The following is a 10253-nucleotide window of genomic DNA, read 5'->3' on the forward strand; positions in this document are numbered from 1 at the left end:
ACGCCGCACGCCAACCCGAAGCGCCAGCGAGGGGGAGTGGACGTTGAAGATGAGTAGCAGCGTGCGCCGAGGACACCGTCCGCTCCCCCTCGCTGGCGCGTCGGGCTAGTGTCAACATTCCCGCCTGAAAGCCTATTCACGCAATCCCTCAATGGTTTCTCGAATCCGCCACAGCCGCTCCAGCATCGCGCCGAACTGGTCGAGCGGAATCATGTTGGGGCCGTCGCTGGGCGAGGAGTCGGGGTCGGGATGGGTTTCGAAGAAGAGTCCGTCCGCGCCGACGGCCACGGCGGCCCGCGCCAGCGGCTCGATCATCGCGCGGTTGCCGCCAGTGCGTCCGTCCAGGGCCCCAGGTTCTTGTACGCTGTGCGTGGCGTCAAAGATCACCGGGGCGCCGAGCGCCTGCATCTGGGGAATGGCGCGAAAATCGTTAACCAGCCGGCCGTAGCCGAAAAACGTGCCGCGCTCGCAGAGCAGAATCCTGCCACAGCCGGATTCCGTCAACTTACCGACGACGTGCCGCATATCGCCGGGGGCCATGAACTGACCTTTTTTGACGTTCACTGCTCGACCAGTTTTTGCGGCGGCGACCAAGAGGTCGGTTTGCCGGGCGAGGAAGGCAGGAATCTGGAGTACCTCGCAGACCTCGGCCACTGGCGCCGCCTGGTGCGATTCATGAATATCGGTCGTCACCGGCAAGCCGGTTGTTTGGCGGACTTTCTCCAAGATGCGCAGGCCTTCCTCAACACCCAGGCCGCGGAAGGCGTTGCCACTGGTCCGGTTTGCTTTGTCGTAGGAGGCCTTGAAAATGAGCTGCGCCGGCAGCCTTTCGGCCAGGGTCTGGAGCGTTTCGGCGATGCGGAGGGCGAGCGATTCTGTCTCCAGCACGCACGGCCCGGCGATTAACAGCAGTGGCTGCCCGCGCCCGACGCGGTAGGGACCGATCTGTACTGGGTTGTCCGCCGAAGTGGTCACGCGCAAGCCGCTCCGCATACGTGGGCTGAGAAGGCGCTTACTTTCCAGGAAAGCGTCGCAAATGTCCACCGGCATTTGAGGCGACTGCCGGAATAGTTTGCGCAGCTTTCCCAGGCTTAGCTGTGTGAACATGCGGTTCAAGCCGCAGGCGAGCCGGCACCGATACCAGTTGCGTGGCAGGCTGCGCCGATCGTTCCTGAAGGAGCGATTTCACCGCCATTCATTTTGCGCCGGGGGGCTGCAACATGCGGAAGTTGATTTGGACACTCGCTCTCGGCACTAGTGTTTGCGGCGCGACCGCCTGGGCGGCCGCCGACAAGCCGGGGCGAGTGGTCACGCGCCAGTCGTGGTTCACCATCCCGTTTCAGATTGAACCGACGCAACGGACAGATCGGCAACCGGTGAAGGTGCAGTTGCACGTCCTCGATCCGGTGACCGGCAACTGGCGTTTGGCGGAAGAGGCCGCGCCGGACGAAGGCGGATTCAATTTCCGCGCATCGGCCGACGGCGAGTACGGTTTCATGGTGCGCACCTACGACCGCACCGGGCGGCTGCGCCCCGAGCGCCCGCCCGCGCCGGAGCTGATCGTCGTCGTCGATACCGCGGCGCCGGTGATTGAGCTGACCGCCGAGCGCGGTCCCGCCGGAGAAGTGACCGCGCGTTGGCGCGTCGAGGATTCGCAGCTCGATCTGGAGTCGTTCAAGCTGGTGTATCAAGGAATCGAAGACCGCGATGGCTGGCAAGAGATTTCGACGCCGCCCCTGCAAGGCGATACGAGCGGCTCGATCTATAACGGCGAAGCAGTGCTACCGGTCGTCGCCATGCGCACGGCGATGAACCTCCGCGCGGAAGTGCGCGACAAGGCCGGCAATCCCGCGGTGATGCAGGTTCTCGTGCAGCCGATCAGCGGCGGACGGCCGCGCCAGACCGCAGGGCGAGTGCCAATGGTGGTTCGAACCGCCAGCGGTTCGACGGCCGTCTGGGATGAGACGACTCCGACGAACGTCGCCGTTTCCGCGAACGAAGAAACCACGCCAGGCGCGGTGCGGTGGGAAGCGAATCGCCAGGCGTCGATGCCGTATGAGCAGGCCGAAACCACGGGATCGCCTTACGACACGAAGAGTCGTTACGCGTCGGACAGGCGCGAAGCGTTGCCGCCGGTGAATCCATCGCCGATGCAGTCGGCGTCGTTTACCAATCCGTCCGCACTGGACAGCGCGGAACTGATCCCCTCGGGCGCCGAGACGATGGCGGCGGGACCAGCGCTGGGTTCGCCCACTGAGGGCGGCCACGTCTTCATCAAGGAAACGCGCGAACCATATGTTCCGCCGGCGCGCGTCGATCTCAACACGCTCGCTCAGCAAGTCCAAGATCGTCGTCCCACCTTCACGTCACAGAGCACGTTGCCTGTGCCGGATCTGCATGCTCCGGCAACGGGTCCCGTGCCGAACACGGGCGGCGAGCGTCCGCGGATGGTCAACTCCACGAAGTTCGAACTGGAATACGACGTGGAATCGATCGGCCCACATGGCGTGAAGCACGTCGAGTTGTGGGGCACGCGTGACAGCGGACTCACTTGGAAGAGTTACGGCGTCGACACGGATTGTCGCTCGCCACTGATCGTTTCGGTCGAAGGCGAAGGTATGTACGGCTTCCTGATCGCCGTGGAATCCGGTGGGGGCAACGGCGGCGAGCGGCCGCGAGCGGGCGAGAAGCCAGCGATCTGGATTGGCGTCGATAAAACGAAGCCCGAGGTTGAACTGCTCGGCACGAGCGAAGGCGTCGGCGCGCAGGCCGGCACGTTGCTGGTCGATTGGAAAGCCGACGATCCCTTCCTGGCGGCGGACGCTGTCGCCTTGCTGTATAGCGAACATGCCGGCGGTCCGTTCATTCGCATCGCGGCCGGCCTGGAAAACTCCGGCCACTACGCCTGGGCGCCCGACACGGCGATGCCGGAGTTGATTTATCTGCGTCTCGAAGTCCGCGACGAAGCCGGCAATGTGACCGTGGTCGACGCGCCAGAAGCCGTCTCGGTCCAACGTACGCAACCGCAAGGGCGCGTGCGTCACGTCCGCCCGCTCGATGGGCCGTCGGCGCGGCGCGTGCAGAATCCGTACTACCGCTAGCCCAAACGCCGTCAGTATTCCGTCACTCCTCGATCTTCGGATCGACCATGGCGGCGGGCGAGCTTATTGGTGATGTTCTTGGTAGGGATGGAGGAACAGCAATAAATCGCAACTTCTCCCCGACCGGTAGACCGGGCGACGGCAAAGTTGCCGCTGGAACTAGTTACGAAGCAAACCAAAGCTGGGGATTTGTGTGGCCGCTTGGCGGCGAATCTACCTACTTACCGGCTGGCAGGCCGACGGGTTCGACGTCCAAAGCGGCCAGCTTCGATGGTTCCGCTATCATCGGTAACGGCGATCCCCTGAGCGAGGCCGGAAGCATTGCATTTCGCTGGACAGCGGAAACCGGCGTCGACGACATGACCGGCTGGAAGCTCAATGTAGCGCTCGACGCTTCAGAAAATGGCCGCGTCATGTACGGCTACGGCATCAATCCGGCAGGCCGAGGCGCCCCCTGGGTAGCCGTCATGCCCGCGGCGCCCGAACCGAATGCGTTCATTCTCGTGTTGATCGGCGGCGCCGCGTTACTACTACGCTTGAAGCAAGCGCGAGCCAAGAGAATCGCTCAAATCGAGTAATTCGCTTCCGGCACCATGTCGTCCGGGAGTTTCATGCGGAGCGCCGGTTCTTTCAGCACCACCGTTGTCCCAGGTGCGACGGTCTTGGTGATCCAGACGCTGGAGCCGATCACTGCGTCGTGGCCGATGACCGTCTTGCCGCCGAGCACCGTGGCGTTCGCGTAAATCACGACGCGGTCCTCGATCGTGGGATGGCGCTTCACGCCGCGCACGAGATGGCCTTCTCCGTCGAGCTGGAAGCTCAACGCGCCGAGCGTCACGCCTTGATAGAGCTTGACGTGATTGCCGATCTCGCACGTCTGCCCAACCACGACGCCGGTGCCGTGGTCGATAAAGAAGTGATTGCCGATCGTCGCGCCGGGATGGATATCGATGCCAGTCTTCGAGTGCGCCCACTCGGTCATCATCCGCGGGATGAGCGGCACGCCAAGTCCGTAGAGCTCATGTGCGAGCCGAAAGACGGTGATCGCTTCCAAGCCTGGGTAGCAAAAGATAATCTCGTCCGGCTTAGTGACGGCCGGGTCCCCTTCGAAGGCGGCTTGCACATCAGTCGCCAGCACACGGCGGACGTCTGGCAATTGTTCGAGGAAGCGGATCGCCATCGCCTGGCCGAGGGCCTCGTAATCGTTTTCCGCGTCGCACGTCGCCCGGGCTTCGTGTCGGAGCGCGCGGCCGATCTGCGTGGTGAGCTTATCGTGCAGCCCGTCGATCAGATCGCCGACGTGGTAGGTCACATTACCGAGGTGCAGCCCTTCCCGGCGGCGGTAGCCCGGGTAGATGATTTCCTTCAGCCCCGTGATGATCTCGACGACCGCGTCGTATTTCGGCAGCGGGCAATGTCCGAGATGGCTAATCATCGGCACGTCCGCGTACGTTTGGACGATGCGACGCGTCAGCTCCGGAAGCTGCTCTTTCAGGCGGAAATCAGTGGCCATGGGAGCCAATCCTAAGCGTCAAGTTCAGCAAAATCAAATCTACCCCAAAGGTCTTCGGCACGCGCAAAACAGGGAATTGAGGCAAACCGGGGAACGAAGATTTTACGCAGACCGCAGGATCGGAAAAAAAGCCTCGATATCTCTAAGCCCAGGGAAGGCCACCAGTGACGTCTCCATTGGCGACGACTCCGAGGGCCTTCCCTGGGCTTAACCGCGCTGGTTCATGTTACGTACTTCGCCGGATCCGCCATGCCGGCCTCCGCGAAACCCCGCAGTCGAATTTGGCACGAATCGCACCGTCCGCAGCTTTCGCCGCCAGGCGTGGGGTCGTAGCAACTGTGGGTCAAGGAATAGTCGACGCCCAGCCGCACACCAAGTTGGATGATCGCCGCTTTCGTAAGTTGCACGAGCGGGGCGTGGATTCGGAATTTCAGCGTTCCTTCGACACCCGCCTTGGTGGCTAGGTTCGCCAGGCGCTCGAACGCGGCCAGATACTCCGGGCGGCAATCGGGGTAGCCGCTGTAGTCGACGGCGTTCACGCCCAGGAAGATGTCGGCGGCGCCGAGCGTCTCCGCAAAGCCGAGCGCCAGCGACAGGAACACCGTATTTCGGGCGGGAACGTAAGTGATCGGAATGCCGGCCGACATCTCTGCCTCAGCCCGGTCCTTCGGCACCTCGGCCGATCCGACAAGCGCGCTCCCGCCAAACTGTGCCAGGTCGATTTTCACGGTCACATGCCGAGCGACGCCCAGCGACCGCGCCACGCGTTCGGCGGCCTCCAATTCAAAGCGGTGCCGCTGGCCGTAGTCGAACGACAACGCATACAGCGAGAACCCCTCCGCCTGAGCCACGGCAGCCGTGGTAGCGGAATCCAGCCCCCCAGAAAGCAGGACAACAGCGTTTGGCATGGATGAATGATTCAAAGCGAGAAGTCGATCAACAAATCCCACCTACTACCTACTTCACCTACTCCTTTTCCTACTCCCTCCCTCCTGCGAGAATACCCGTCCAACCACCTTGGGAGCCATCATGCCGAGCGATTTCCGCGCTGTCCTGGAAGTTTTCGACAATCAATTTCCTGGTCGCGATTACACGATCGAGATCACCTGTCCGGAGTTCACTTCCGTGTGCCCGAAGACCGGGCAGCCGGATTTCGGGACGCTGGTGTTTTCGTACTGCCCCGCGGCGAAATGCGTCGAGTTGAAGAGCCTGAAGCTCTATCTACAACAGTTTCGCAACGAGGGGATTTTTTACGAGCACGTCACCAATCGAATTCTCGACGATGTGGCGGGCCTCGTGCAACCCAAGTGGATGAAGCTCATGGCGTCGTTTACGGCCCGGGGCGGCATCTCGACGCGCGTGTTGGCGGAGTTTGTCGCAAAAATCTAGGCGTGTCGCCATTCATCGCCGCACAAGTGCCGTTGAAAAAAGACGTCTTTTCGCCATAATACGGTTGGCCCAAAACGTCGCGCCACCGCCGGCTCTTTGATCGGCGTCACAGGCGGGCAGATTCGCCGGCAACTTGTTTCGTTTGCCGAGCGGCGGCGATTGTGGCCCCCACCTTTGGATGGTCCATGCGTTGATAGCAGGCGTGCGGCGTTGGACAGTCACCGCTCAGACAATGCCCGGCAATCGCGTCGGGCAATCAATCCCCCGGAGTGCTTCATGTTCAAGAATCTGAGCGTCGCGGCGCTCGGCGTGTCGGGCAGGCAGAGTGAAATCATCGAGTTGGCGCTGTCGAACGGCTTCAAGGGCATCGACCTAGATTTACGCGAGATCGCGGCCCTGGCGGCGAGCCAAGGTTTGCCGCACGCGCGGCGATTGCTGGATAGTTCCAAGCTGAAATACGGCAGCGCGCCCTTGCCGGTGCGGTGGACGAGTGACGCCGACTACGCCACGGATCTTCAAGCACTCCCGCAGCTGGCCGAACTCGCGGCGGCGCTCGGTTGCACGCGCCTGGTGACGATTCTTGAACCGGCCTCGGACGAACAGCCTTTCCACCAGAACTTCGAAACGCATCGCCGCCGCTTGTCGGAAATCGCCGCCGTGCTGGCAAAGCACGGCCTGAGTCTCGCCGTCGGCTTCGACGCCAACCCAGCCCAGCGGGCCGGCAAACACTACGAGTTCATCTACTCGCTCGACAACTTGCTCATGTTGCTGTCCCTCGTGTCGAGCAAAAACGTGGGCGTTGCGGCCGATCTCTGGGCGCTGCATGTGACCGGCGCCGGCTGGGAAGGGCTGAAGAAGCTGAAGCGCGACCAACTGTTCACCGTCGAACTCGCCGACGCCAAGGACAACGCGCCGGAATCCGGTCGCCTGCTGCCGGGCGAAGCCGGCAACATCGACACCGCCGCGGCGCTCGCCTACCTCGCCGAAATCGGCTACGAAGGCCCCGTCACGCCGCATCGCGACCCGAAGAACTATCCCGCGCAAAGCCGGGAAGCGATCGGCCGGGACTCAGCACAAAAGCTCGACGCGGTTTGGAAGACCGCCGGACTCTCTCCTGCCGGAAAGCTCCAGGCCATGGCCGGGAAGTAATGGCCGACAGTTGAAATCCCACTCCTTGTATGCTCGGGCAGGATGACCGACGCCGATCGACTACGCGCTCACCGCCGTGCGTTGGCGCGGCTTTTTCCAGGTCACTTCCAGGTGATTTACGACTTCGCGCACGCCTTCGACGCTGCGCAGCAATTCCTGGGCGATCTGCTTTTGATAGTACGTCGTCACGACGCCTCGCAGGGTGACGCGGCCGTCGCTGGATTCCGACTGCAGGTTGCCGTTCGTCAGGTGGGGATGACCTTGCAAGGCGCGTTGTACGCGGCCGTCGAGCTGCTCATCGAGCGCAATCACAGGAAACTCCGAACTCGCTAGAAGTGCCAGAAGGATCGGGCAGCCATCGAAGGGTCGCCCGCCGGTCTCCGCAAACCGGCGGCCGGGGAGCGGCTGCCCGATGAAATGTACTATCGGAATTGCGCTTGTGAATTTGGAGAATTTGCGGAATGCGGAAGCCGAGTTTCTAGGTCCAAGGTGGCAATTCGTAACGGTCACGCCAGCCATGACGGGAGTTGCCCTGCCGGCGGCAGTTGGATGATCGACGCCCCCAGGATGTCCGGAGATTTCCGGATCGCTTCCATGGCCGCCTCCGGGGGCAGACCGTCCAGATTCATGACGCCGATCGAGTCCCCGCCGGGGGCTTCTCCGGTCCGGCCGACGGACATTTGGGCGATATTGACCTGGTGCTGGCCGAAAATCGTCCCCACCCGGCCGATGATGCCGGGGACGTCCCGGTGCCGGAAAACCAGCAGGATCCCGTCCAGGTAGGCCTCGAGCCGGAACTCGTTAAGCTCCACAAGACGGAGCATTTTTTGACCAAACAAGGTGCCGGCCGCCCGGTAGGCGCCGGTGGCCGTGGTCACTTCGGCCGCGATCGTGGCGTTGAACGCTCCGCGGTCGGCTCGGGATTGCTCCACGAGCTCGATGCCCCGCTCCCGGAGCAGCAGCTCGGCGTTGACGATGTTGGCCTCCTGGTCCAGGGCCGAGGCCAGCAGGCCGGCGGCGAAGGCGGAGCCCAGGAGCTTGGTGTCTTTGCCGACGATGTCCCCCCGGTAAAAGAGCTTGCAACTGCGGATGCCCGAGCGGTCGAATTGCGACAGCAACAGCCCGAGGCGGTAGGACAGGTCCAGATAGCCGCGCATCGCCTCCAGCGTTTTGGGGTCGAGCGTCGACATGTTCACGGCGTGGCGGATCGCCCCCGTGGTCAGGTAATCGACCAGCAGGCCGACTCCCTCGACGGCCACCTTGGCCTGGGCTTCCTCGGTGCTGGCCCCGAGGTGCGGTGTGCAGAGTACGCCCGGCTGGCCGAACAGCGGGCTGTCGGTGCAGGGCTCCTGGGCGAAGACGTCCAGGGCCACGCCGCCAATCTTGCCGGCCTTGAGCCCTTCCAGCAACGCCGCTTCGTCGTAGATGTCCCCTCGGGCACAGTTCACCAACCGCACGCCGGGCTTGAGCAGGTCGAGTTCCTTTTTGCCGACGAGGTGCTTAGTTTCCGGCGTGAGCGGCGTATGGACGGTCAGGTAGTCCACTTGCGGGAGCATGGCGTGGACCGATTCCACCGGTTCGATGCCGAGTTCCTTGGTTTTTTCGGCGGACAGGAACGGATCGAACCCCAGCACCTTCATTTCGAAGGCCTTCGCCCTGGCGGCAACCGCCTGGCCGATGCGTCCCAAACCGATCACGCCCAGCGTTTTGTCGGCGAGCTGGGCCCCCATGAACTTGCCGCGTTCCCAGCGATGTTCGATCAGGCTCTGGTTGGCCGGCGCGATCGAGCGGGAGAGCGCCAACATCATCGCGAAGGTGTGCTCCGCGGTGCTGATTGTGTTGCCGGCCGGGGTGTTCATCACCACGATGCCGAGCCGGGTGGCGGCCTGTTTGTCGATGTTATCCGTGCCGACGCCGGCCCGGACGATCGCCCGGAGCCGCTTGTTGCCGGCCAGCGATTCGGCGGTGATTTTCACGCCGCTGCGGCAGATAGCGCCGTCGAACTCGGCCAGCGTCTGGCGGAGATCGTCCCCCTTGAGCCCGGTGCGGACCTCGAATTCCACGCCCGGCGAAGCCTTCAGCAGGTCCAGGCCTTCGTCCGACAACGTATCCAACACCACGATGCGCGGCATGATTCAGCACAGCTCACAAAACAGGAGGAAAGCGGCCCGCCAGCCGCCCGGAAAGCAATCCGGCAGAATAGGCCGTGGCGGTTAGGGCGGTCAAGGAGTGGGGCGACGCGGTAGTGGCACAGTTTGCCAGCGCGCCAAATGGAAAATAGTTCAGGGACGGCGGCGACTGACCTTGTTGAGCACCAACACGGTCATTGTCCATACGCCTAAGGCGAGGCAGACAACACTGTGAACCACGACCGGAAGTCTTGTCGCACTGCACATGTCAGCTATTAAGGCGACCGCGCCGAGGGCTGACGGAATCAAGATCGCCACGATGCAAAATGCAGGGTAGGACCAGACCTTAATCAATGGCGACCTCGACTCTCCATTCGTCTCCGGCGACTTGTACGGATTGTCGTCCATAGCGATCAACTTCCAAGGCTCACCGAAATCGCTGCGATGAACGCGATGGCGACCCGACCTGGGCAAACGGCGCGTCACAATCTCGCACTCGCTTACCTTGCCGACGGGACGACGAGTGCGATCTCCCTCGATAGTACCAATGAATCGCACGACGCCACCCTCCGTCGAGTGGGCGAGCGAGTCAATGAGCGGTCGAAGTTTTTTACTTCCGCTTGCGCCGCGAAACAGAATTACTGAGACGCGAATTGTCATCGAACTCGTGCCCCAATTGCGACCAGAGTGTATCGAGTGCGGACGGACTAAACGTCACGTTGTAACGCCGCTGTGTCGAACCCATGAATTCGCGACGCCGCTGGTCACCAGATTCAATCAGGACTCTTTGTGAGGAAGTTGATTCGGGAAGTGAGCTTGCGGCGATGGTGACATTTGCGAATAGAGACCGCGTTTGCAAGGAATTGACCGACGCGCCGAAGTTATTCCGCACGGCGTTCAGATCGGAAACGTCCACGTCCCCGTCGCCGTCAGCGTCGCCTAAACCGAGTCCGCCAAAATTGTTGCGCACAT

At 62.5% G+C, this 10253-nt stretch carries 10 protein-coding genes; 4 read left to right on the plus strand and 6 right to left on the minus strand.

What is annotated here, in order from left to right:
• Window positions 1-132: 132 nt before the first annotated feature.
• Entirely contained in the window at window positions 133-993 is an 861-nt protein-coding gene (gene kdsA / locus SGJ19_29250) for a 3-deoxy-8-phosphooctulonate synthase (GenBank protein ID MDZ4784353.1), read from the minus strand.
• Between the two features lie 227 nt (window positions 994-1220).
• On the opposite strand from kdsA, the gene SGJ19_29255 reads away from it, so the two are divergent.
• Together SGJ19_29255 and SGJ19_29260 are read left to right on the plus strand one after the other, a co-directional pair.
• On the plus strand, window positions 1221-3101 hold the full coding sequence (locus tag SGJ19_29255; protein MDZ4784354.1) for a hypothetical protein: 1881 nt from the start codon (window positions 1221-1223) through the stop codon (window positions 3099-3101).
• 47 nt (window positions 3102-3148) lie between these two features.
• On the plus strand, window positions 3149-3679 hold the full coding sequence (locus tag SGJ19_29260; GenBank protein ID MDZ4784355.1) for a hypothetical protein: 531 nt from the start codon (window positions 3149-3151) through the stop codon (window positions 3677-3679).
• Here the strand turns inward: SGJ19_29260 and SGJ19_29265 are convergent.
• Window positions 3667-4614 (minus strand): serine acetyltransferase, encoded by a 948-nt coding sequence (locus tag SGJ19_29265; protein MDZ4784356.1) that lies wholly within the window; start codon window positions 4612-4614, stop codon window positions 3667-3669. The genes SGJ19_29260 and SGJ19_29265 overlap by 13 nt on opposite strands.
• A 221-nt stretch (window positions 4615-4835) precedes the next feature.
• Window positions 4836-5522 carry a 7-cyano-7-deazaguanine synthase QueC gene (gene queC, locus SGJ19_29270; protein ID MDZ4784357.1) on the minus strand — a complete coding sequence of 229 codons (687 nt, stop codon included), beginning with the start codon at window positions 5520-5522 and terminating at the stop codon, window positions 4836-4838.
• 121 nt (window positions 5523-5643) lie between these two features.
• Here queC and queF point away from each other — a divergent pair, with 121 nt between their 5' ends.
• Both queF and SGJ19_29280 read left to right on the plus strand, forming a co-directional pair.
• Window positions 5644-6003 carry a preQ(1) synthase gene (gene queF, locus SGJ19_29275; protein MDZ4784358.1) on the plus strand — a complete coding sequence of 120 codons (360 nt, stop codon included), beginning with the start codon at window positions 5644-5646 and terminating at the stop codon, window positions 6001-6003.
• A gap of 276 nt (window positions 6004-6279) precedes the next feature.
• Window positions 6280-7152: a TIM barrel protein gene (locus SGJ19_29280; GenBank protein ID MDZ4784359.1), complete on the plus strand. Its 873-nt coding sequence runs from the start codon at window positions 6280-6282 to the stop codon at window positions 7150-7152.
• Between the two features lie 60 nt (window positions 7153-7212).
• Here SGJ19_29280 and SGJ19_29285 read toward each other — a convergent pair whose 3' ends face one another.
• The 3 genes from SGJ19_29285 to SGJ19_29295 all read right to left on the minus strand — a co-directional run.
• Entirely contained in the window at window positions 7213-7464 is a 252-nt protein-coding gene (locus tag SGJ19_29285; protein MDZ4784360.1) for a BON domain-containing protein, read from the minus strand.
• A 194-nt stretch (window positions 7465-7658) separates the two neighbouring features.
• Window positions 7659-9284 carry a phosphoglycerate dehydrogenase gene (serA, locus tag SGJ19_29290; protein MDZ4784361.1) on the minus strand — a complete coding sequence of 542 codons (1626 nt, stop codon included), beginning with the start codon at window positions 9282-9284 and terminating at the stop codon, window positions 7659-7661.
• Between the two features lie 607 nt (window positions 9285-9891).
• The coding region (locus SGJ19_29295; protein ID MDZ4784362.1) for a hypothetical protein at window positions 9892-10253 on the minus strand (362 nt) is incomplete at its 5' end.

The organism is Planctomycetia bacterium (genome assembly GCA_034440135.1).
In the GTDB taxonomy this organism is placed as follows: Bacteria; Planctomycetota; Planctomycetia; order Pirellulales; family JALHLM01; genus JALHLM01.

Bases quoted from the DNA above. Each gene is read 5' to 3' on its own strand.
- kdsA (MDZ4784353.1), bottom strand. From the start codon at position 993: ATGCGGAGCGGCTTGCGCGTGACCACTTCGGCGGACAACCCAGTACAG.
- SGJ19_29255 (MDZ4784354.1), top strand. From the start codon at position 1,221: ATGCGGAAGTTGATTTGGACACTCGCTCTCGGCACTAGTGTTTGCGGC.
- SGJ19_29260 (MDZ4784355.1), top strand. From the start codon at position 3,149: ATGGCGGCGGGCGAGCTTATTGGTGATGTTCTTGGTAGGGATGGAGGA.
- SGJ19_29265 (MDZ4784356.1), bottom strand. From the start codon at position 4,614: ATGGCCACTGATTTCCGCCTGAAAGAGCAGCTTCCGGAGCTGACGCGT.
- queC (MDZ4784357.1), bottom strand. From the start codon at position 5,522: ATGCCAAACGCTGTTGTCCTGCTTTCTGGGGGGCTGGATTCCGCTACC.
- queF (MDZ4784358.1), top strand. From the start codon at position 5,644: ATGCCGAGCGATTTCCGCGCTGTCCTGGAAGTTTTCGACAATCAATTT.
- SGJ19_29280 (MDZ4784359.1), top strand. From the start codon at position 6,280: ATGTTCAAGAATCTGAGCGTCGCGGCGCTCGGCGTGTCGGGCAGGCAG.
- serA (MDZ4784361.1), bottom strand. From the start codon at position 9,284: ATGCCGCGCATCGTGGTGTTGGATACGTTGTCGGACGAAGGCCTGGAC.